Origin of the sequence: Clostridium sp. DSM 17811, from assembly GCF_018861905.1 — a bacterium.
Taxonomy (GTDB): Bacteria; Bacillota; Clostridia; order Clostridiales; family Clostridiaceae; genus Clostridium_AD; species Clostridium_AD frigoriphilum.
Genome location: NZ_JAHLDU010000004.1, coordinates 68,088 through 90,324, shown reverse-complemented (window position 1 = coordinate 90,324; position 22,237 = coordinate 68,088). Strand labels below are relative to the sequence as shown.

General features: G+C 31.3%; 21 protein-coding genes and 3 riboswitches. Of the genes, 8 read left to right on the top strand and 13 right to left on the bottom strand.

Annotated elements, in window-relative coordinates:
• Positions 1–28 precede the first annotated feature (28 nt).
• The 6 genes from KPL44_RS07300 to KPL44_RS07275 form a co-directional block, all read right to left on the bottom strand.
• Positions 29–196, bottom strand: a complete 168-nt coding sequence (locus KPL44_RS07300; protein WP_071611770.1) for a zinc-ribbon domain-containing protein — start codon at positions 194–196, stop codon at positions 29–31.
• 253 nt (positions 197–449) lie between these two features.
• A complete protein-coding gene (locus tag KPL44_RS07295) occupies positions 450–1,679 on the bottom strand; it encodes an aminopeptidase (RefSeq protein ID WP_216248296.1) in 1,230 nt (409 codons plus the stop codon).
• Positions 1,680–1,888: 209 nt separating this feature from the next.
• On the bottom strand, positions 1,889–3,781 hold the full coding sequence (abc-f, locus tag KPL44_RS07290; protein ID WP_216248294.1) for a ribosomal protection-like ABC-F family protein: 1,893 nt from the start codon (positions 3,779–3,781) through the stop codon (positions 1,889–1,891).
• Positions 3,782–4,013: 232 nt separating this feature from the next.
• Positions 4,014–4,160 carry a hypothetical protein gene (locus KPL44_RS07285; RefSeq protein ID WP_216248292.1) on the bottom strand — a complete coding sequence of 49 codons (147 nt, stop codon included), beginning with the start codon at positions 4,158–4,160 and terminating at the stop codon, positions 4,014–4,016.
• A gap of 47 nt (positions 4,161–4,207) precedes the next feature.
• Positions 4,208–5,647: an MFS transporter gene (locus tag KPL44_RS07280; protein ID WP_216248290.1), complete on the bottom strand. Its 1,440-nt coding sequence runs from the start codon at positions 5,645–5,647 to the stop codon at positions 4,208–4,210.
• Between the two features lie 13 nt (positions 5,648–5,660).
• Complete coding sequence (locus KPL44_RS07275) at positions 5,661–6,101, bottom strand: MarR family winged helix-turn-helix transcriptional regulator (RefSeq protein ID WP_253201658.1); 441 nt, start codon at positions 6,099–6,101, stop codon at positions 5,661–5,663.
• A gap of 325 nt (positions 6,102–6,426) precedes the next feature.
• On the opposite strand from KPL44_RS07275, the gene KPL44_RS07270 reads away from it, so the two are divergent.
• On the top strand, positions 6,427–6,936 hold the full coding sequence (locus KPL44_RS07270; protein ID WP_216248288.1) for a DUF2179 domain-containing protein: 510 nt from the start codon (positions 6,427–6,429) through the stop codon (positions 6,934–6,936).
• Between the two features lie 24 nt (positions 6,937–6,960).
• On the top strand, positions 6,961–7,515 hold the full coding sequence (locus tag KPL44_RS07265) for a sugar O-acetyltransferase (protein WP_216248286.1): 555 nt from the start codon (positions 6,961–6,963) through the stop codon (positions 7,513–7,515).
• A gap of 72 nt (positions 7,516–7,587) precedes the next feature.
• Here KPL44_RS07265 and KPL44_RS07260 read toward each other — a convergent pair whose 3' ends face one another.
• Positions 7,588–8,940, bottom strand: coding sequence for a pyridoxal-phosphate dependent enzyme (locus KPL44_RS07260; protein WP_216248283.1), 1,353 nt, complete (start codon positions 8,938–8,940; stop codon positions 7,588–7,590).
• 312 nt (positions 8,941–9,252) lie between these two features.
• Here KPL44_RS07260 and yjeM point away from each other — a divergent pair, with 312 nt between their 5' ends.
• On the top strand, positions 9,253–10,761 hold the full coding sequence (gene yjeM / locus KPL44_RS07255) for a glutamate/gamma-aminobutyrate family transporter YjeM (RefSeq protein WP_216248280.1): 1,509 nt from the start codon (positions 9,253–9,255) through the stop codon (positions 10,759–10,761).
• 56 nt (positions 10,762–10,817) lie between these two features.
• Here yjeM and ybaK read toward each other — a convergent pair whose 3' ends face one another.
• Together ybaK and KPL44_RS07245 are read right to left on the bottom strand one after the other, a co-directional pair.
• Positions 10,818–11,288, bottom strand: a complete 471-nt coding sequence (ybaK, locus tag KPL44_RS07250; RefSeq protein ID WP_216248278.1) for a Cys-tRNA(Pro) deacylase — start codon at positions 11,286–11,288, stop codon at positions 10,818–10,820.
• 127 nt (positions 11,289–11,415) lie between these two features.
• Positions 11,416–12,060: a hypothetical protein gene (locus tag KPL44_RS07245; protein WP_216248276.1), complete on the bottom strand. Its 645-nt coding sequence runs from the start codon at positions 12,058–12,060 to the stop codon at positions 11,416–11,418.
• A gap of 221 nt (positions 12,061–12,281) precedes the next feature.
• Positions 12,282–12,385: riboswitch (SAM riboswitch) on the top strand.
• Positions 12,386–12,499: 114 nt separating this feature from the next.
• Between KPL44_RS07245 and KPL44_RS07240 the strand changes: the two genes are divergently transcribed.
• From KPL44_RS07240 to metA, 3 genes are all read left to right on the top strand, one after another.
• The gene (locus KPL44_RS07240; protein WP_216248275.1) at positions 12,500–12,958 is read left to right on the top strand and encodes a YbaK/EbsC family protein; all 459 of its coding nucleotides are present in this window, start codon (positions 12,500–12,502) and stop codon (positions 12,956–12,958) included.
• A 72-nt stretch (positions 12,959–13,030) separates the two neighbouring features.
• Positions 13,031–13,141: riboswitch (SAM riboswitch) on the top strand.
• 216 nt (positions 13,142–13,357) lie between these two features.
• Complete coding sequence (locus tag KPL44_RS07235; protein WP_216248274.1) at positions 13,358–14,644, top strand: O-acetylhomoserine aminocarboxypropyltransferase/cysteine synthase family protein; 1,287 nt, start codon at positions 13,358–13,360, stop codon at positions 14,642–14,644.
• A 68-nt stretch (positions 14,645–14,712) separates the two neighbouring features.
• On the top strand, positions 14,713–15,630 hold the full coding sequence (gene metA / locus KPL44_RS07230) for a homoserine O-acetyltransferase MetA (protein WP_216248273.1): 918 nt from the start codon (positions 14,713–14,715) through the stop codon (positions 15,628–15,630).
• Between the two features lie 73 nt (positions 15,631–15,703).
• On the opposite strand, the gene KPL44_RS07225 is transcribed toward metA, so the two are convergent.
• The 3 genes from KPL44_RS07225 to KPL44_RS07215 form a co-directional block, all read right to left on the bottom strand.
• Entirely contained in the window at positions 15,704–16,318 is a 615-nt protein-coding gene (locus KPL44_RS07225) for a nitroreductase family protein (RefSeq protein WP_071611759.1), read from the bottom strand.
• Positions 16,319–16,495: 177 nt separating this feature from the next.
• Entirely contained in the window at positions 16,496–17,914 is a 1,419-nt protein-coding gene (gene hydG / locus KPL44_RS07220; RefSeq protein ID WP_216248272.1) for a [FeFe] hydrogenase H-cluster radical SAM maturase HydG, read from the bottom strand.
• 35 nt (positions 17,915–17,949) lie between these two features.
• Positions 17,950–18,210, bottom strand: coding sequence for a TM1266 family iron-only hydrogenase system putative regulator (locus tag KPL44_RS07215; RefSeq protein ID WP_216248271.1), 261 nt, complete (start codon positions 18,208–18,210; stop codon positions 17,950–17,952).
• Between the two features lie 382 nt (positions 18,211–18,592).
• Positions 18,593–18,696: riboswitch (TPP riboswitch) on the top strand.
• 87 nt (positions 18,697–18,783) lie between these two features.
• Between KPL44_RS07215 and thiT the strand changes: the two genes are divergently transcribed.
• On the top strand, positions 18,784–19,428 hold the full coding sequence (gene thiT / locus KPL44_RS07210; protein ID WP_216248270.1) for an energy-coupled thiamine transporter ThiT: 645 nt from the start codon (positions 18,784–18,786) through the stop codon (positions 19,426–19,428).
• A 77-nt stretch (positions 19,429–19,505) separates the two neighbouring features.
• On the opposite strand, the gene KPL44_RS07205 is transcribed toward thiT, so the two are convergent.
• Complete coding sequence (locus tag KPL44_RS07205) at positions 19,506–20,951, bottom strand: NAD(P)/FAD-dependent oxidoreductase (protein ID WP_216248269.1); 1,446 nt, start codon at positions 20,949–20,951, stop codon at positions 19,506–19,508.
• A gap of 203 nt (positions 20,952–21,154) precedes the next feature.
• On the opposite strand from KPL44_RS07205, the gene KPL44_RS07200 reads away from it, so the two are divergent.
• Entirely contained in the window at positions 21,155–22,162 is a 1,008-nt protein-coding gene (locus KPL44_RS07200; protein WP_216248267.1) for a DUF3048 domain-containing protein, read from the top strand.
• Positions 22,163–22,237: the final 75 nt, after the last annotated feature.

Below are 22,237 nucleotides of genomic sequence, written 5' to 3'. Positions count from 1 at the left end.
TTTTATAGGGTATAATTCACTTATTTAACTATCTTCCGAAAGATGAGTTATTATTTTGTTGTTTTCTTGCTCTTCTGCAATCAACACATCTTTGTGGTTCATTTTCAAATCCTTTTTCTTTGTAGAAAGCTTGTTCGCCCTCAGTGAATACGAATTCTTTTCCACAGTCTTTACAAATTAAGTTTTTGTCTTCCATTTTAAATATTCCTCCTTTTATTTGAAAATTAAGATCTAAATTTGATTAACAATAATTTCCTAAATAAAAGGGGATATGTTGTTTATCAGATTAGATTCTCTTAAATAGTAACTTTAAATTACTATTACATACTTATATTAACATATTTAAAAAGCATGTACAATATAATTTTAACCATTCGACAAACTTTTTTTATACATTTTATTACAGTCTCTTCTTAGAAACTGCAACATTAACGACTTCTGAAATGTCGTTAAAATGCAAAGTTTCCATTTTCAAACACAGATACTTCTTTTCCGTCTGCTGTGATACCAATTATTTGTAAGTCCTCTGTGCCAACCATAAAATCTTCATGTACAAATGAATCATTAACTTCTAATCCGGAAAGTTCCTCATTGCTTAAATTCTCACCATTTTTTATACATACTGGATATGCCTTTCCTAGAGCCAAATGACATGATGCATTTTCATCAAAAAGCGTGTTATAGAATAATATATTAGAGTTTGATATTGGAGAATCATATGGCACTAATGCTACTTCACCAAGATAACATGAGCCTTCATCAGTTTCAATAATACTCTTTAAAATATCATAACCTGTTTCTGCTTTAAAATCTACTACTTTTCCCTTCTCAAAAGTAAGTGAGAAATTTTCAATTAAATTTCCATTATAATTTAAAGGTTTAGAGCTTACTACAGTACCGTTAACTCCAGTTTTTTTAGGTAATGTAAATACTTCTTCAGTAGGCATGTTTGCTATAAACTCTACACCACCAGGCGTATAATCCGATCCTCCAAGCCATAGATGATTTTCTGGAAGTTCAATTTTTAGATCCGTACCCAATGAATTCTTATATTGAAGATATTTAAAATTATTTAAGTTCAAATAATCCATGCTTTTCTTTAGATTTGATTTATGAGTTTCCCACGAAGCAACAGGGTCCAACGCATCTACTCTTACTGTTTTAAATATAGCATTCCAAAGTTTTTCCATTGCATCGCCTTCTGAAACTTCTGGGAAAACTTTATTTGCCCAAGCTTGTGTTGGAATAGATGCAACGCACCAAACATTTTTATTACTCATCATTCTATCTCTGTATTCTTTTATTGCAGTACTCGCAGCCTTATTTGATTTTGACAATCTTTCAGGATTAACATCCTTCATAAGTTCTGGGTCAGAAGCTGAAATACTTAAAAAAGCAGCTCCCTTTCGCGCACTTGAAACATAAAAATCTCTTTGCCAATCTGGATATTCTGAAAATATCTCTTCCGGAGCAAACATGAATTTGATTTTTGTAGATATTTCATCCCTCCATGTTACCACTACTTCTCTAGCCCCTTCTAGATATGCTATTCTAGAAACAATCCTAGTAAAAGCAGCACACTCAATAGGCGAATTAATTACAAGTGTTTGATCCTTTTGGATATTAATTCCTGTCTTAACCAGTAAAAGAGCATATTTCTCTAATAATTTATTATCCATAATATATCTTTAGCGGATTAGTACACAATACCCAAATCCACTAAATACTCACTTCCTTTATATATCTTATGTACAAGGTATAAGCCCCTTGTCATGGCTAAGTTTATTCATAGACTACTTAGCACTATTCTAATATATTATCTATAACCCTTAAGAAAATTATACCATAAATCGAGATATTAAAAATACTAACCTATTATTTTGATTTTTCATTCCATTTCCACCCATTTTTCAATATTTACATCTAGCTCCATTTGAATTTTTTCCTTTTTCTTTCCGAGCTCCACCAATTTCTCATAATCTCTACCACTATTATTCATTTCAACATCTATGTCCCTAAATTTTTTTTCTAATTTTTGTATTGTTTCTTCTAAAGTTTCTACCTCCTTTAATTTGTTATTACTTACTATCTTATTATGATTTTCGATGCTTCGCTGCTTATTTGTTTTATCTTCTTTGGGATTTTCTACTTTATTTCGTTCAAATTCATTTTTCTTTTCTCTATAATATTCATAGTCGCCATCATAACTAATAATCTTTTTATCTTCTATTTCTAATATTCTTTTTGCAAGCTTATTTATAAAAAATCTATCATGAGATATAAATAATATAGTTCCTGCAAATATTAATAATGATTCTTCTAGCCTTTCCCTTGAATCAATGTCAAGATGGTTTGTTGGCTCATCAAGTATCAATAAATTTATATCATTTTGAATTAGAATGCAAAGTTTAAGTCTACTTTTTTCTCCACCTGAAAGATTTTTAACCTTTTTAAAAACTCTCTCCCCATAAAATAAAAACTTCGCAAGGATTCCTCGAGCTTCACCCTCAGAAACAGTGATTTCATCTCTAAAAACATCAAGTACATTTAACTCCTCATTGTGAAATGTTATATTCTGTGGTAAATATCCTATTTTAATATTAGAACCTAACTTTACCTCACCCTTATCTGGTATAACTTGACCTAAAATGATTTTAACAATGGTTGATTTACCACTACCATTACTTCCTAGCAAAGCTGTAGATTCGCTATTTCTAACATCTAAATACAAATCTTCTAATACCTTTTTATCCTCAAACTTTTTGCACATACCTTTAAGCCTCACAACATCCGTGCCAGATCTATCAGTTTTCGCAAAATCAAGTTTTATTTTAGCTCCATTTATTAAGGGCTTATCAACCCTTTCTACCTTATCTAACCTTTTTTGCATACTTTCAGCTCTTTTAAAGAATTTTTCGTTATCACCTTGAGTCGCCCATTCTCTTAATCTTTTTATGGCTTTTTCCATTGCCTTTATTTTCTTTTGTTGATCTTTATATGCTTCAAACTCTTCAAATATCCTTCTTTGCTTTTCTATAACATAATATGAATAATTACCATTATACAAAGAGGTCTCACCCTCCTCAATTTCAACTATTTTTGTTACACCTCTATCCAAGAAATATCTATCATGTGAAATGATTACTACTGTTCCTTTATATGATTTAAGATAATTTTCAAGCCACTCTATTGATGCTACATCTAAATGATTTGAAGGCTCATCAAGAAGTAGTATTTCAGGATTCTCAAGTAGTATTTTACCTAACATAACAATGGTTTTCTCTCCACCACTTAAAGTCATAAATTCCCTATCTAGAGTCTCTTCTTCAAACTTTAATCCAATGCAAACCTTACTCATTTTTTCTTCTATTTCATACCCACCTTTTGCTTGATAAAGTTCATTAAGTTCACCATATTTTCTTAAAACACGTTCTAATTCATTTCCGTTTAGGCTACCCATTTTCACTTCTATTATTTTTAATTCTTTATTTATTTCATATTGAATTCGAAAAGCAGTTTTTAGAACATCTATCACTTTAAAATGTTTTGGATAATCTGGTATTTGCTCTAAATATCCTATTGTCGAATTTTTTCTTATAGATACGCTTCCGTTGTCTTTATTTTCCATACCAGCAATAATTTTAAAAATTGTAGTTTTACCCGATCCATTTTTCCCAATTAGTCCAACTCTTTCATTGTTATGAACTTCAAAGCTAATATTGCTAAGGATTCTATTACCTCCAAAATATTTTTCTACTTCCTTTAATTCTATTTCTATCATTATTAATTCCTCCGTATTTTATATTTCTTTTTATTTCAAGTTAATTTAATCTCGTATTTATGTTTTTAGGAATAAACTTAAAAATAAATAAAACCCCAGCAAGAAACACTTGCCGAAGTTTTTATGTTTGATTTTAATATAGATTAGTTATTCTAACATATTCATACTCGAATCAAAAAACCTAGGCAAGAGAGTCATTACCTAGGTTTCAAATAACATAATTATAATGTATTTAAGTTAAAGATAACTTTCTTCTTTTTAGCGATATATTCAATTTTGGGTAGATTTCTCCCGTAAAATTGAAATCAGCAAAACTTATTCCAGATAATGACATTGGTAATCTATCTAAAATCGTATTCTCTAAAAAGAATTTAGCCATTGTTTTACTCCTTTTTTAAAATTATTATATTAATTTTACCATAATTCCTATTGTATATCAATACTGGAATTTCCTTTACTGCTATGTAACCTTGAAAAAGTTAACACAGCCCCAATGAAACAAATAATTGCTGCAGTTATATATACAATTCTCATGCCATATATAAATGCATCATTTCGTCCTACTATATAATTAGTTACACGATGTCCAATTTTAAAACTCATTCTATTATATAAAAGTGCAGTTGATAAAGCTATTCCACATACCATTCCAAGGTTTCTTACAAGTCCATTAATACTTCCTGCAATACCTAACTTATCCTTTGGTACTGTGGACATTATTAAAGAATTATTAGGCGATTGAAATAGACCATTACCAATGGTCATAACGACTATATAAAACACCATACTCATTAGACTAGTTTGTTCATTTAAAGTTGACATTAAAAGTAGACCCACACTATTAATTGCTAGACCTATAAAAGTTAGAATCTCGGATCCTATTTTATCTGATAAATGCCCACTTATTGGTGCAACAACAGACAAAACTAAAGGAGATACCATAAGTACAAGTCCCGTAAATGCAGGTGAGTAATTAAGTACATCCTGAAGATAAAAGGGTTGAATAATAACTGAACAAAACATTGCTACAAAAGATATAAATCCACAAAATATAGAGAGTGAGAATAATTTATTCTCAAATATTTTTAATTCCAATAAAGGATTTTTACGTTTCTTCTCCACAAATATAAATAGTATGAATGAAACAATTGATATTAAAAAACCTATTAAAATTATAGGGTGTGTAAACCCAATTTCTTGACCCTTACCCAGAGCTACAAATAGAGGAATTATAGTAAATGCAAATAGTAATGCTCCATATCCATCCAATTTACCTTTTTCTGTTTTGTTTGCTTTAGGAAGTATTTTTAATCCATAAAATAAAGTTATTATGCCTATTGGTATGTTAATTAGAAATATATATTCCCAACTGGTAGCATCGACTATAAATCCTCCGAGCCCCGGTCCAACCATTGCCCCAAGTGCAACAAACGTCCCTGTAATTCCAAGGGCCCTACCTCTCTCATTTGCAGGAAACACTCCTGTTATAATTCCTTGACTGTTTGCCATAGTCGCTGCAGCTCCTACCGCCTGCACAACTCTCGCTAAAACCAAAACCGTAAGAGAACTTGTTATTCCACAAAATAAAGACCCCAGAGTAAATAAAGCTATTCCAAACTTGAATACCTTTGTTTTACCAAGCATATCCCCTAATTTACCAAAAACTAATATAGCTGCTGAGATAACAATTAAGTAACTTGTTACTACCAATTGTATACCTGCTGATGTTACATGAAGCGCTTTAGCCATTACAGGTAAAGCTACATTTACAATACTACTATCTAAAGTGCACATAAAAGTTACCATTACAACTATAAATAAAATTGCCCATCTGTTTTTATAATTACTATCATTCGCTGAATTCATTTATATTCTCCTCTTATCCTTGTATTTTCATTTTTTTTACACTATTTAGAACCTTACTCAATGAGTTTATTGTAGTTCTCTTCTCCTCCTCATTTAAATCTTTTGTAATTAGTTCTACCAATTTATGTATCTTATAAAGTACTTTTGGAATTATAACCTTAGCTTTCTGCGTTAAATACAACTTATAGGCTCTAGAATCATCTTCATCTTTATTCCTAACTATGTATCCAAGATCAATTAGTTTTGTTATGGTTCTAGCTGACATTGCCTTATCACAACCTACTTCCTCGCTTATTTTATTTTGGCTAATACCTTCATTTCCCCTTAACATAAGTAAATAAGGATATGAACCACTGCTTAAATCATATTCTTTTAGCATCTTATCCAAATGAACTTGTGTGCTTCTTAAAATTTGATTATTAAGTTTTAGCAAATGCATTATGTCTTCTTTCAAATATTACACCCCTATATTAAGTATATTATTATATTTTTAATTTTGGTTGACAAGTCAACCTTATTATAATAAGTTTTTGTTGACTTGTCAACCACTTAGCTACTCCTGTATTATAATGTTATGCTTAAAATGTTTAAGCATATTTATATTTGGTTAAGTTAACTATATAAAACAAATTTTTTCCACTAAATTAAAAAACTCTCTTGTATTAGTTAAATATGTATAAACTTTTGATAATAGTTCTTGCAAACCTCTTCTAAATAGAGCATATTGTATTATGTAATAGAAAACGTACAAAAGATATATTATGTTGGAGGGATTACATATGTTAGGTTTTATTATTATTTTTTTTGCTAAAATAGTTGAGGTTTCATTAACTACGATTAGAATAGTTCTCATAACTCGTGGTGAAAAATTCTATGGTTCTATCATTGGTTTTTTCGAAGTACTTATATGGTTATATATAATTGGTACAATGCTTGTTGGAATAAATGAAGCACCACTTAAAATGATCACTTATGCCTCAGGCTTTGCTTGTGGAAATTACATAGGTTGTATTTTAGAAGAAAAACTAGCATTAGGCTTAATTACTATAAATGCAATAGTGTCTGTTAAAGATGGATATACATTGGCTGAGCTATTAAGAAAAGAAAATGTAGGTGTTACTATTGTTGATGCCGAAGGGTTAAAAGAAGAAAAAAAGATGCTTATATTACATGTTAAAAGAAAAAGAAAAAACGAATTAATAAAATTGATATCAGATTCCCATATAAATGCTGTAATTTCTCTAATGGATACTAAAACTATATATGGCGGATATGGTATTAGAAAATAAAGATCTAACTAAGGGGTGTATAAAATGTGTGAAAAACAAAAGATGCTAAATGGTGAAATCTATAATGCATATGATAAGGATTTAGTCCTTTTAAGAAATAAAGCAAGGCATCTTACAAAATTATATAATAATACTGAACCAGAAGATGTTACTGATAGAATAAATATTCTAAAAAAACTATTTGGGAAAATAGGTGATAATTTTGAAATAGAACCTCCCTTTAATTGTGATTACGGAACTAATATTCACATCGGGGAAACCTTCTATGCCAATTTTAATTTTTTAGTTTTAGATGACGGACTTGTAACAATAGGCGACAATGTATTAATTGCTCCTAATGTAAGTATATTTACTGCAACTCACCTTCTTGATCCTAATTTGAGACCTAAAAATGCCGATTATACAAAAGCCGTAACTATAGGAAACAATGTATGGATTGGCGGTGGATGTATAATAAATCCAGGTATAACTATTGGTGATAATAGTGTAATAGGTTCTGGTAGTGTTGTTACAAAGGATATCCCAGCTAATGTTGTCGCTGTAGGAAACCCTTGTAAAATATTAAAAAAAATTGTTTAGTATTCTAAAAAAGAAGGAGATCAAACTACTGAAATATATTTCAGTAGTTTGATCTCCTTTTTTTATTTTAACTTACTCATTTGGATGATTATATATCATCCTATCGTATACATGGTTAAACCCCATTTTACGATAAAGATTTTTAGCCTTTTTATTATCAAGATCTACATGAAGGGACAGATTACCATCTGTTAGTTCAATTGCACGCCCTATCAGTTCAGATGCCACACCTCGACCTTTATTACCTGGCTTAACACCAATATATGCCAGGTGGTAAGTTGGAATAAATCGTTCAAACCCCATATTTACTACAATACAAATACCCTGCTCTTCACCATTTCGTTTCGCTATTAATAAAAAACCTTCTTTCATAGCTTTTTCTATAGCATCTACGGTCTCTCCCACTGAATCATTATAAGTAGATAACCAATCACGCGTCATCTCAAGCAGCTCTTCTTTGTTTTTATCATTAAAGCTTTTAATCTCACACACTTCAATTTCACTTCTTGCATCATTTAAAATAATTAAATGTTTCCCATTACTTAGCTTACCTTGATTTACATTTTTAATAAATGCCGCAATTGCATATGATTCCTTCCTTGATACCATAACACCTTCAAGGTCTCTTAACATGTTAGCTGCATTTTTTAAATCAATTTCTTCAATCTCAATCATTTCCGCACGTGTATCCATAATTATTTTATCAACTGTTGCAACTATACCTGTATAATCATCTTCCATGTATAAATTAGGTTTTGCAGTATCTTTTTCCTTGCTTTTAATCCCACCGATTTGCATTTTCCTAACGTACTCGTCCAGTGAATCTTTCCACGACGGATTTGAACCACATATTAATTCAGGTAACTTACCTAATTCCTCATGTACCCAACTTTTAATTAATCCACTATAAACACTTGAAAGTGTATATCCAAGGCCTAATTGTATTGTAATTGTATCAACCTTAAAATCCATACGTTCTAAGCACTCTCTTGTCATATCTTCTAGCACAAGATGGCTAATAATATTATTTAAATTCCATTCACACATCAAATACATGTTGTTTTTTTCTGCTATATCTCTTAAATTAGAACGTGTAATAGTATCTTTTTTATCACGCATATCAAATAAAATAGATTTATCTATTTTTGAAATTTTCCATTTCTCTTGCTTGAATAAAGGAACCTTAATCTCAATTTCATTTAACTTTGCAAATAACATTACCGATTGTATGTAACACTCAGACCCATCAACTAATATTTTTTTAAATCCATTAGCAATAGCATCTTTAACTAAAACTTCTGATATACGATCATATTTATGTCCTGATGGATTAGTTCCTTCAAGTTTTAAATATATCTCCGAAATACCTAATGCCTTCTCTAATTTTTTTGCTCTCATTAATGGTGTTCTTCCACTTTTTCGCATAATCTCTCCTTCAACACTTAATTGTGATTAAATTCAAAAAACACTCCGACTTTTTAAACCTTTGTAGTTAGCGTGCCCATTTTATTAAGCTATAATTATTTATATTATACCATTTTAAGCTTAAATCAGCAAATACAAGGTAAATCATCATCATTATATTAACAATTTTTAAATTATAGTTGAAAATTCCATTAAAGTATAATTGTAGTTTACTCAAAACTTACAAAAAGATTGATTTTTTTGTCGTTTTATATATAATTATATTAGTAAAGTAAAATAGATTTATTTACAACATCGTTAGGGGGAAAAAACATGTCAGAAAAATCAAAAAATATTAAGCATTTAACATTGGTACCATTGGTATTAATGATTTTTACTTCTGTTTACGGATTTAATAACATTCCAAGATCATTTTATAAAATGGGTTATGCTGCTATTCCTTGGTACATATTATCAGGAATAACATTTTTCATACCTTTTGCTTTCATGATGGCTGAATTCGGTGCAGCTTTCAAGGATGAAAAGGGTGGAATTTATTCATGGATGGCAAAGTCCGTAGGAGCTAAATTTGCTTTTATGGGAACATTTATGTGGTATGCATCTTATGTAATCTGGATGGTTAATGTTGCGTCAACAGTTTGGGTTCCAATATCAAATGCGATATTTGGTACAGATACAACAAAAAGTTGGGGTTTATTTGGATTAACGGGCCCAAGATTTCTAGGAATACTCGGAATATGTTGGATAATATTTGTTACAATTATATCAACTAAGGGATTAGATAAAATAAAAAAAGTAACTTCACTTGGAGGTACTGCAGTAGCATTATTAAATATAGTTTTATTTATCGGAGCTATACTAGTTCTTGTAGGAAATCATGGTCATTTAGCTCAGCCTATAACTGGAATTAGTTCATTCATAGATTCACCAAACCCTAAATTTGTTGGGAATATACTTCAATCATTTGCATTCGTAGTATTTGCTATATTTGCTTATGGTGGTATTGAAGTTGTTGGAGGACTAGTTGATGAAACGGAAAATGCTGAAAAAAACTTTCCTAAAGGTGTTGTTATTTCAGCAATTATTATCTCAATTGGCTACTCACTTGGAATATTCCTTGTTGGTATATTTACTAACTGGTCTACTATTATGACTGGCGATAACGTTAACTTAGCTAATGCTGGTTATGTAGTAATGAACAACCTAGGATATTCTCTTGGTAATGCATACGGTGCAACCCAAGCTACTTCAATAGCAATTGGACATGGTGTAGCTAGATTCGTTGGACTTTCAATGTTCTTAGCTTTATCTGGTGCTTTCTTTACACTAATGTTCTCACCATTAAAACAATTAATTGAAGGTACGCCACCTAAATTATGGCCTGGAAAAATGGCAGAAATGAAAAACGGAATGCCTCAAAATGCAATGTGGATTCAAGCTATAATAGTTTGTGTTATGATTTTCCTTGTTTCTGTTGTTGGTGGAGATTCTATGAAAAAGTTCATTGAAATATTAGTTTCAATGACTAACGTAGCTATGACTCTTCCATACATGTTTATAGCGTTTGCTTTTGCACCATTTAAGAAAAACAAAGCTATTGTTAAACCTTTTGAAATATTTAAAACTAACACAAGTGCTTTAATATGGACAATAGTAGTTATGTTCACTGTTGGATTTGCAAATTTCTTTTCAATAATACAACCAGCACTCGAAGGAGACTTACCAACAACCCTTTGGAGTGTGGGTGGCCCGATATTTTTTGCTGTAGTTGCATTTATAATATATTGGAACTATGAAAGAAAATATTTAAAAAACCTATAAAACACAAAAGATGGTTTCTACATTAATTAGAAACCATCTTTTTTGTGTTTTTAAGTTTACTTTATTAAATCAGCAAATTCACCATCTATGATATCCTTTAATAAATTCGGATTTATCTCTATTTGAAATCCTATTTTCCCAGCACTTACAATTATCTTATCTATTTCAAGTGCTCCTTTGTCAATAAACGTTTTATACTTTTTTTTCATACCTATGGGAGAACACCCACCTCTAATATATCCTGTACACTTCTGTAAATCTATAAGATCTAACATTTCTATGTTCTTTTCATTAGTTACTCTAGCTACTTTTTTAAAATCTATTTCTTGTCTAACAGGAATTACAATAACATAAATTTCTTTAGAATTTGCATGTGTAACTATTGTTTTATAGAGATATTTTTCATCTCTACCTATCTTCTTTGCAACAGATATCCCATCTACTTTATCATCTTTGACCTCATAGGTCATAACATTATATTCTACACTCATTTTATCTAAAATACGCATAACATTTGTTTTTATCATTGTTATCCCCTTTGTTTAAATTTATTTACAACAGAAATCATTTCATGGTTCTCTTCATTATATCCTCTTTCTGTCACTTCTGCACTAATACCCTAAACATCATACTTAATAAAATTTAATCATACTTTTAATATCCGTAATTATAGCTTCTGCCTCCAAGTAAAGTTCCGATAATTAATATTCTAGCTATATCACCAATTCCGCCACCGCTACCATAACGACGTCTTCGCCTCATATTATCATCGTCATCGCTACAATTATCCTCTATTTCTACTTCTTCCTCACCCCTATAATGTTCCTTATACTTGTCAGATATCTCCTTACAAATACAATCCATTTCTTCTTTACTAGGGCAATATTTTTTTCCATGCTTGGCTACCATCATATCGCAATGATGTTTTACCATAGGTAATATTTTAATGTATATCTTAGGATACATATTTTTTAACTTCTCATCACTTTCATCATCGCTCTCAATCATAGGCATATTCATCATGGGCATGTTCATCATTGGCATATTCATCATTGGCATGTTCATCATTGGCATGTTCATCATGGGCATATTCCCCATTGGCATGTTCATCATGGGCATATTCCCCATTGGCATGCTCATCATTGGCATATCCCCCATTGGAATATCCTCAATTGGCATATTCTCCATGTTCATATCCCCCATAGGCATATTCATCATTGTCATATTCATCATTGGCATATTCATCATAGACATACATTGTCCAAGATTTTCACAATTTTTACAACGATAATCGTACATAAGTACCTCCAAAATAATATTTATACTTTATATTATTCTATTTCCATTGTTTGGTTACCCTGAGAACGACTTATTTGTTATAATATTACATTTGCTTTTTATCTAATTTATAATTATCAATTTGTTTCATTTCTGTACATATTATTGTATATAATTATTTTTGGACTATTGACAATATTCAATAAAAGCTTTATCATATCTTTAACAACTTAATACGAAAACACTTATCAAGAGAGGTAGAGGGACTGACCCAATGAAGCCTCGGCAGCGGGTTCTTTTAGAATACTGTGCCAATTTCAGCAAATTTATTCTTGAAAGATAAGATGGCTATATTTAAAATATAAATTAACCCTCTTCTTTCTATAGAAGAGGGTATTTTTTTATCAAAAGATAATTATGTTTTAATTTACTAAAATAATCATTGAGAGAAGGCAATAACTTGAGTGTTGAAAGTGTAAAAAAATTTTTCACTGAACAGGGGCTTGTAGATCCCGTATTTAAACTTGAAGAATGCGGTGCTACAGTTGACCTTGCAGCTAAAACTTTAGGAATTGAACCAAAGTTTATTGCAAAAACATTATCCTTTCGTCTTAAAGACAGAGATATTTTAATTGTTACTAAAGGTGATGCACGAATAGATAATAGGAAATACAAAGATTTTTTTAAAACCAAGGCCAAAATGCTAGACCACGATGAAGTTGCACAAATAACAGGTCATCCTGTTGGTGGAGTATGTCCATTTGGACTCGCAAGTCCTATAGGAGTATACATAGATGTGTCACTAAAAGACTATGAATATGTTTACCCAGCAGCTGGTTCAGCTTTTACAGCCCTTAAAATAAGGCCATCAGATATGCAAAATTTAACTCAAGCTGAATTTGTTGATGTTTGCAAATAAAGTGCATCAATTGAAATTAAAACAAAAAAACGATTGACATTTACTTTTATGAACCATATACTAATCACTAACAACTTATCAAGAGAGGTAGAGGGACTGGCCCGATGATACCCGACAACCAGCATTTATAGCGAAATGCAATGGTGTCAATTCCATCAGATTGTAAAATCTGAAAGATAAGGAAGATAGCAAATTTTATTATACAATATTATTGTTTATTAAAGTTAATCATGCTGCTTTCCTTATAGGAGAGTTGCTTTTTTTTTAATAAAATAAAATTACTTTGTTGTTAAGATAATATACTATTACATTTTCACAAACCTTTACGTATAAAAAACAAATATACATTTACAGTATATTTTAATAAATCAAAAAATATTATTAAAGAGGAGAATTTATATGAGTGAGAGAAAATTAAGTTTCGAAACATTACAGGTACATGCAGGACAAGTTCCAGACCCTACTACTGGTTCAAGAGCAGTTCCAATTTATCAAACATCATCTTTCGTGTTTAAAAATGCAGATCATGCCGCAAATTTATTTCAATTAAAAGAGCCAGGAAATGTATATGCAAGGATAATGAACCCGACTACTGATGTTTTTGAGAAGAGAGTAGCCGCTCTTGAAGGTGGCGTTGCTGGACTTGCTACCGCTTCTGGACTAGCTGCAATATTCTATGCAATACTTAATGTAGCTAGCTGTGGCGATGAAATTGTAACAGCTAGTACACTCTATGGTGGTACTTATGAATTATTTAATGTTACACTTAGGAAACTTGGAATTAACGTAATATTTGTTGACCCAGATGATCCTGAAAACTTTAGAAAAGCAATAACAAACAAGACAAAAGCACTTTACGGTGAAACAATAGGAAATCCAAAAATAAATATTTTAGATATAGAAGCAGTAGCAAAAATTGCACATGAAAATAAAATACCACTTATTATTGACAGTACATTTGCTACTCCTTTCCTATGCCGTCCAATTGAATTTGGTGCTGATGTAGTTATCCACTCCGCAACAAAGTTTATTGGTGGACATGGAACTACTATTGGTGGAATCATAGTTGATGGTGGTAAATTTGATTGGAGGGCAAGCGGTAAGTTTCCTGATTTTACAACGCCTGATAAAAGCTATAATGGACTCGTATACGCAGACCTCGGTGCCCCAGCATTTGCTTTAAAAGCTAGAGTTCAACTTCTAAGAAACACTGGTGCTACGCTTAGTCCTCAAAGTGCATTTTTATTTCTTCAGGGACTTGAATCATTGTCCTTAAGAGTTGAGAGACATGTTTCAAACGCTAGAGCCGTAGTTGAATTTTTAAGTAAGCATCCAAGTGTTTCATGGATAAATTACCCAGAGCTCGAAGGAAGTAAATACGAAGATTTATCTAAAAAATATCTACCAAAAGGCGCAGGTTCAATATTTACCTTTGGGATAAAAGGCGGACTTGAGGCAGGAAAAAAATTTATTAACAGTGTCCAGTTATTCTCACTACTTGCAAATGTTGCTGATGCAAAATCACTTGTAATTCATCCTTCAAGCACAACTCACGCAGAGCTGAATGAGGAAGAGCAAAAGGCTGCTGGAGTTACTACAGATTTGATAAGACTTTCAATTGGTGTAGAAGGTATCGATGACATTATATACGATTTAAATCAAGCCCTAGAAAAAGCAGTTAAATAGTCACAAAAATAACTTATGCATCTGACATATTATAATACGCAAGATGCATTACCCTAAGGAGGATTTAGATGCCAATAAAAATACCAGACAATCTTCCAGCATATAAGACCCTTAATAAAGAAAATGTTTTTACTATTACTGAAGACTGCGCATTTCATCAGGATATTAGGCCATTAAAAATTATAATTTTAAACCTAATGCCTACAAAAATTGATACAGAAACGCAACTTCTAAGACTTCTTGGTAACTCACCACTTCAGATTGATATAGTACTTCTTCACCCAGAAAGTCATGACAGCAAAAATATATCACCTGAACATTTAATTAAATTTTACAATACTTTTGATGAAATAAAAGATTCTAAATTTGATGGAATGATAATAACAGGAGCACCTATTGAAAATGTTCCTTTTGAAGAAGTAGATTACTGGGATGAGCTAAAAAAAATCATGGACTGGAGCGTGCGCAATGTATTCTCCACCTTGCATATTTGTTGGGGTGCCCAAGCTGGGCTTTATTATCATTATGGAGTTCAAAAACATAAACTTGATAAAAAACTGTTTGGAGTATTTAAACATACGGCAACACATAAGAATGTCAGGCTTTTGACTGGATTTGACGATGAGTTTTATGTTCCACATTCAAGGCATTCTGAAATAAGAAAAGTTGATATTGATAAAGTAGATGCACTTAAAATTATATCAGAATCAGAGGAATCAGGAATTTACATTGTATCAGCGAAAAAAGGACGTCAGATTTTTATAACAGGACATTCGGAGTATGATCCATTAACGCTTAAAACAGAATATGATAGAGATATCTCAAATGGCTTAAATATAGATGTTCCAAAAAATTATTATCCACAAGATGATCCAACTAAAACACCTATTGTAAAATGGAGAGGTCATTCAAGTTTACTCTTTTCAAATTGGTTAAACTATTATGTTTACCAAGAAACTCCATATAATCTGGTGTATTTAGAATAATAACAAAAGCGGCCCATAATCTATGGCGCCGCTTTTGTTATTATAATCTATTAAATTACAATCCAAAATGCATTTAAACTTCTTTAACTATCTCATCGTACCCTCTTCTATATGCTCTTGGGTAAAGTGTATTACTCTCATCTAAGTGACCAAGTGAAATTAGCATAACTACAGTCTTATTCTCATCAAGTTCAAATTCTTTTCGTACACCTTCAAAATCCATTCCGCTCATTGCATGAGAATCAACTCCAAGACTCTTAGCTGCATACATTATAGACATTGCAAGTAATCCTGCATTACTTTCAGCAAACTTTAATTTATTTTCGTTTGATGTACCATATAAACCAGCTGCCATTCCTTGTGTACCGGCTAATTTTTCTTTATCTCCACCCATTAACTTTAACATATCATTCCAAGTAGGGTTTGATGCTTCATATCCTGTTTTGTTACCTACTATAATTAAAGTAACTGGAGCTTCTAATATCTTAGGTTGAGCTGCAAATTTATGCAATCTTTCTTTACCCTCTTTAGATTTTACTGCTATAATCTCCCAAGGTTGAAGATTAAATGCTGATGGTGCGAGTACCGCAAGGTTAATTATATCTTTAAGTAATCCAGCCTCCACACCTTTATTAGTATCAAAAAAATTAATAGCTCTTCTACCTTCATAAACTTCTTTTAAATTCATTTAAATTCCCCCGATTTCTTTTATTGATTATATTATCTATTAGTAATAATTATTATATACTTTATATTATCATAGTATTACTATCTCTTCAATATGTCAAGTAAATGATAAAATTACTTTATTATATGAGCAATACAAAAAAGGTGTAGCAAATTCTGCTACACCTCTTTTATAATTTTAGAAACGGAAATCTCTTTTTCCATCTTTAAGTTCTTTCAAATACTCCGTTGCAATTTCTCTAACTTTTTCACTTTTTATATTTGGAATCTCATTTTGAATTAAGATCTCACCCTTTTTCTTAGTATCCTCGGATGCGTAATCCTCCAAATATTCTTTAAGTGTCATTAGTGCATTTGGCTGACAGCAGTTTCCAATCTGACCTGACTTTACAAGTTTCATAAATCTATCTCCTGTACGTCCCTCTCTATAACAGGCAGTACAAAAGCTTGGAATATAACCCAGTTCTAAAAGCCAATTTACTATTTCATCTAATTTTCTAGTGTCGGTTACTTCAAATTGCTTTGAATTATCATCTTCTGCCTCTGGCTGCGAATATCCTCCGACACTTGTACATGATCCTCCACTTACCTGAGATATACCAAGTTCTAGCACACGCTCACGAGTTGCTTTTGATTCACGAGTTGAAACAATCATGCCTGTGTATGGTACAGCAATACGAATAACAGCTACAATTTTTTCAAACATCTCATCTGATATTGAATTTGAAAATGCATTCGGATCAATATCATCAGCAGGACAAATTCTTGGAACACTTATAGTATGTGGACCTACACCCTTAGCTGCTTCTAAATGCTCTGCATGCATAAGTAAGCCTACAAAGTCATAACGATACATATTTAAACCAAACAAGACACCAATTCCAACGTCATCAATACCGCCTTCCATCGCACGATCCATTGCCTCAGTATGATATGCATAGTTATGTTTTGGTCCCGTTGGGTGAAGCTCTTCATAACTTTTCTTATTATAAGTTTCCTGGAAAAGTATGTAAGTTCCAATTCCAGCTTCTTTGAGCATCTTATATTCCTCTACAGTAGTAGCTGCAATATTGACATTTACACGTCTAATATCCCCATTTTTATGTTTAATACTATAGATTGTCTTAATACTCTCCAAAATATATTCAATTGGGTTATTAATAGGATCTTCTCCTGCTTCTAAAGCCAATCTCTTGTGTCCCATATCCTGAAGCGCAACAACCTCTTTAACTATTTCTTCTTGTGAAAGTTTTTTACGATGTATTGTTTTATTTTTAGAATGATAAGGACAATACACACATCCATTTATGCAATGATTTGATAGATATAAAGGCGCAAATATAACAATACGATTACCATAAAGTTTTTGCTTAAGTTCCTTTGCAAGTTTGAACATTTTTTCTTCTTCATCTTTCAAATCACATTCAAGTAGAACAGCAGCTTCTCTATGTGTTAACCCCTTGCCTTCACTTGCACGTTTTATTAGACTATCAATTAATTCACGATTACTCTTGTTTTCCTTAGCATACGCAACGGTAGATAAAATTTCATCATCATCAATAAACTCTGTTGCATTTTTTGACATAGAATCATACATAACATAATCTCCTTTTTATATAAAATAATTTTTATTTACTTTGCTTGCGGTGTAACTTTTGAATAAATTGTTTTAGTGTTTACACCGGGTATCATTCCTAGCTTACCTGATAGAGCACTGATAACATCATTTGGTGCGTCAATAACAACACTTATTACTGAGATATCACGTTTATGATATGGAACCCCCATTCTACCTACAATATACTCACCATATTCGTGAAGTATAGAGTTAATCTTTGGAGCTGCATCTGTGTTTTCAACTATAATTCCAATTAATGCAATTCTTGTTTCCATTAATTAAATCTCCTTAATAAATTAAATCTCCTTAATAAATTAAACTATCCCTATACCTCTAAAGGCATAGGGATAGTTTCTTATAATTAAAGACACACCATTAAAAGTATGTTCCTTAACAATATTACAACTATTCTCTCGCCTTCTCATTCGGGACGAACCCTCATACCTTCAGAACGATATTTTTGTAATTATAATTTATTGTTTAATTTTTAACAAAACAAAATATTTCCTAATTTTAAAATTCACCTAGAACACTTATACAATAACACTCTGTGTATTAAATTGCAAACCTGCCTTTGTTTACTTACATAGGCGTCCCTTATACTAAATACATAAAATTACTTGTAAATTGTAATATACTGTTATATAATTAAATAATAATATGTGCTAGGGGTGCCTTATGGCTGAGATATGAATATTAATTCATTGACCCTTATACCTGATCTGGATAATACCAGCGGAGGAAAGCGGTAATGATGTATAAATACATTAACTATATTCCTTTTGTGAATATAGTTTTTTTGTTTTTACCATAATACTTCTGTAGCACAATAAATGGAGGTTATATAAATGTCTTTAAATGAAAGAATCGCTGAAATTACCAAAAGCCCCATTGCTCTTTTTGCACTACTTGGAGTTTTAATATTAATTTATGTTATTTTGAAAGTTAGAAAAATTAAGTTTACTACGCAAATGATAACTTTAGTTGGTGTATCTATTGCATTAGCTACTTCATTGCAATTTATTACTATTATGAAATTACCACAAGGTGGTAGCGTAACTGCTGGAAGTATGGTCCCAATAGTACTAATAGCATTGTTTTATGGCCCGGAAGTTGGTTTTCTAACAGGCTTTTTATTTGGAATAATAAATTTCATATTATCTCCTTTTGCAGTCCACCCAGTCCAAGTATTATTTGATTATCCTCTTCCTTTTATGGCCATTGGAATAGTAGGATACTTTAGATCCTTTAAAATTACAGGAATACTTATTGGAGTAATCTGTGCAATGCTAGCAAGATTTGCATGCCATTTTATATCCGGCGTGGTATTTTTCGCTACCTCTGCTCCAAAGGGAACCTCAGTTTATTTATACTCCCTTTTATATAACGGCTCATACATGGGTCTCGAAACAATAATCACCTGTATAATTATTGCTATTTTACCTATAACACGTTTATCAAAACTAGTTGTAAATAAGCCTAGCTTAAGTTGATTTTTTATCTCAAACATTGGAGCAAAGTTCATAAAATGATCTTTGCTCTTTTTTCATTCTAACTCAAATTTACCATATTAATATTTAGCCTTCCTAATTAAATTTATTTCCGCCTTAACTGGTGATTGAGAATTCCTATTTCCCCTTACAGTAACCTTATCCTCTGAAATATTAAGTTCTCTTGCTATTATTGCCTTAACTCTTCTTTGACAAAAATTACCCTGACAAGTTCCCATTCCTGCTCTTGTACGTCTTTTTATAGCATCTGTAGAATTAATTGGTATATTTCTGTGAATAGCATCAATAATTTCTGACTCTGTAACCTGCTCACATCTGCATATTATATTCTTTTCTTTATTTTCATCATCAACTTTTCCATCAAAATTCTTATCTTTCTTTATTACTATTCCTTTTCTATTTGGATTAAAACTATTTTTCAGTCTAAGATTTCCTTCTAAATTCTTAATTATATCTACAACCATCTTCGCAATTGCAGGTGATGATGTAAGCCCTGGTGAATCTATCCCAGCAACATTTACGAATCTTTTAACTCTACTTTCCTCAATGATAAAATCCCCTGTACTACTAGTAGCTCTTATACCTGAAAAAGTAGTTAATGCCTTTTGAATATTAAAATCAGGTATGGACATTCTAGCAGCAGTAATTACATCCTTTAAACTATTCTCATTAGTTGATACATCTTCTGTATTATCAACCTCTTCTGCATTAGGTCCAATCATAAAATTGCCATGATATGTTGTAGTTACAAGTATTCCTTTTCCCTTATCTGTAGGCACTTGAAAAATAACAGTATTTACAAGATGACCTTGCTCTTTTCCCATTAGAATATATTGACCTCGCTTCGGTACTATTTTAAAATCATCGATTCCTACCATATTAGATATTTTATCACTATGAAGTCCTGCAGCATTTATAATGTATCTTGATTCGATCTCCTCCTTATTAGTATGAATCGTAAATTTTTCTTCCAATTTTTCTATACTCATTACTTCATTCTCTAGCTTAAGTTCTACACCATTAGTTATTGCATTTTCAACTAATGCAATTGTAAATTCATAAGGTGATGTAACCCCTACACTTTTAGCATAAAGTGCTACCTTTACTTCACTATTTAAGTATGGCTCTATCTCTTTTAACTTCTCACCTTTTATAATCTCTAAATCATCGCATCCAAGTTTTAGACCGTTCTCATATAACTCAATAATTCTTTTCTCATCACTCTCATTAAAACCAATTACCAAAGCTCCTGTTTTCCGATATCCAAAATTTAATTCTTTCTCAAGCGCTTTATACATTTTATTCCCTTTTCCACATAATTGTCCTTTTAATGTACCGTACTTTGCTGCATATCCGCCATGAACTATCCCACTATTTGCTTTTGTAGCTTTGGTTGCAACATCATCTTCTTTTTCTAAAACACATATTTTTAAATCATACCTTGAAAGTTCCCTTGCAATAGCCGCTCCAACTACTCCCGCTCCTATAATAATTACATCATACATAAAAATCACCTCACAACATATTATTTTATATCCTTTAATACTTATTCTTTATTAATATCTATTATAGTATAAGTTTTTATATTATAATAGATATTTCGCTAAAAAAAAATCATTAAATATAAAGGTGATTATCTATGACTTGTAGAAAGATTTATTATGACCATATATTACGATACTTAAAACTAAAGGAGGAGATATTGAGTTTGAAAAATAAATCTAAACTGCTACTATGTATACTTGTTTCAATATTTTTTTTGTCTGAAGGGTGTGGCAAAAAAGTTGATACTACAATACAACTCAAACCAAAACCCACTGTAAAAACCTCTCAAAAATACATCTCACCCTATACTGGCGAAGAGGTAACAAAGAAAGTATTCTCTAATATTGCTGTACTTGCAATAGTCGAGAACTCTTTAGATGCAAGACCTCAATCCGGATTAAATGATGCTGATATAGTTTATGAAACCATGGCAGAGGGTGGAATTCCTAGGTTTATAACATTGTTTCAAAAGGAAAGTCCTAAAAAAATCGGACCAATTAGAAGCGCTCGGGCTTATTTTTTAGATATTTCAAAGGAATATAATTTGCCTTTTGCTCATTGTGGTGGAAGCGAAGAAGCCCTTCTTAAAATAAATGGAGAAAAATTAATGAGCATGAACGAAATGACAAATGCCTCTACATATTGGAGGGATTCGATAAGGAAAGCTCCCCATAACCTTTATACCTCTACAGATAAATTAAGAGAGCTTATCAAAAGTAAAAAATTTGTATACTCACCTAGTGTTACATTAAAATTTAATAAAAGCTATTGGGATAATACTAAACTAACTAAAGCATCCGATGTATTTTTAAATTTAAATAAATATTACAACACTAGATACACTTATAAAAATGGATTTTACCTAAAAAGCATGGATGGAAAATCTTCTACCGATAAAGAAAATAAACTTCCCTTAAGCGTTAAAAATGTAGTTGTCCAAATAACCACAATTAAAACTCAAGCAGATGGAAGTCATTTAGACATTAAACTTGTGGGCACAGGGAATGGTTATGTTATCAGCAATGGTAAATATGTTAAAATGTTTTGGACTAAAAAAACAACAACTTCAAAAACACTACTAACAGATGAAGAAGGTAATATTTTACCTTTAAATCCAGGAAAGACTTGGTGGAATATCGTAGATAAAAATGCAGTTATAGATATAAAATAATTTATGGATTTTCTAATTAACCATAAAAAAAGGTCTCGCCCTAGCTAATTGCTAAGACAAGACCTTCCTTATTTT

Excerpts from the sequence above, each read along its gene's own strand:
- yjeM (WP_216248280.1), top strand. The coding sequence starts at position 9,253 with ATGTCAGAAAAATCAAAAAATATTAAGCATTTAACATTGGTACCATTG.
- metA (WP_216248273.1), top strand. The coding sequence starts at position 14,713 with ATGCCAATAAAAATACCAGACAATCTTCCAGCATATAAGACCCTTAAT.
- abc-f (WP_216248294.1), bottom strand. The coding sequence starts at position 3,781 with ATGATAGAAATAGAATTAAAGGAAGTAGAAAAATATTTTGGAGGTAAT.
- KPL44_RS07265 (WP_216248286.1), top strand. The coding sequence starts at position 6,961 with ATGTGTGAAAAACAAAAGATGCTAAATGGTGAAATCTATAATGCATAT.
- KPL44_RS07260 (WP_216248283.1), bottom strand. The coding sequence starts at position 8,940 with ATGCGAAAAAGTGGAAGAACACCATTAATGAGAGCAAAAAAATTAGAG.
- thiT (WP_216248270.1), top strand. The coding sequence starts at position 18,784 with ATGTCTTTAAATGAAAGAATCGCTGAAATTACCAAAAGCCCCATTGCT.
- KPL44_RS07270 (WP_216248288.1), top strand. The coding sequence starts at position 6,427 with ATGTTAGGTTTTATTATTATTTTTTTTGCTAAAATAGTTGAGGTTTCA.
- KPL44_RS07280 (WP_216248290.1), bottom strand. The coding sequence starts at position 5,647 with ATGAATTCAGCGAATGATAGTAATTATAAAAACAGATGGGCAATTTTA.
- KPL44_RS07205 (WP_216248269.1), bottom strand. The coding sequence starts at position 20,951 with ATGTATGATGTAATTATTATAGGAGCGGGAGTAGTTGGAGCGGCTATT.
- hydG (WP_216248272.1), bottom strand. The coding sequence starts at position 17,914 with ATGTATGATTCTATGTCAAAAAATGCAACAGAGTTTATTGATGATGAT.
- KPL44_RS07235 (WP_216248274.1), top strand. The coding sequence starts at position 13,358 with ATGAGTGAGAGAAAATTAAGTTTCGAAACATTACAGGTACATGCAGGA.
- KPL44_RS07215 (WP_216248271.1), bottom strand. The coding sequence starts at position 18,210 with ATGGAAACAAGAATTGCATTAATTGGAATTATAGTTGAAAACACAGAT.
- KPL44_RS07300 (WP_071611770.1), bottom strand. The coding sequence starts at position 196 with ATGGAAGACAAAAACTTAATTTGTAAAGACTGTGGAAAAGAATTCGTA.
- KPL44_RS07245 (WP_216248276.1), bottom strand. The coding sequence starts at position 12,060 with ATGTACGATTATCGTTGTAAAAATTGTGAAAATCTTGGACAATGTATG.
- KPL44_RS07295 (WP_216248296.1), bottom strand. The coding sequence starts at position 1,679 with ATGGATAATAAATTATTAGAGAAATATGCTCTTTTACTGGTTAAGACA.
- ybaK (WP_216248278.1), bottom strand. The coding sequence starts at position 11,288 with ATGATAAAAACAAATGTTATGCGTATTTTAGATAAAATGAGTGTAGAA.
- KPL44_RS07285 (WP_216248292.1), bottom strand. The coding sequence starts at position 4,160 with ATGGCTAAATTCTTTTTAGAGAATACGATTTTAGATAGATTACCAATG.
- KPL44_RS07225 (WP_071611759.1), bottom strand. The coding sequence starts at position 16,318 with ATGAATTTAAAAGAAGTTTATGAAGGTAGAAGAGCTATTAATTTTTTT.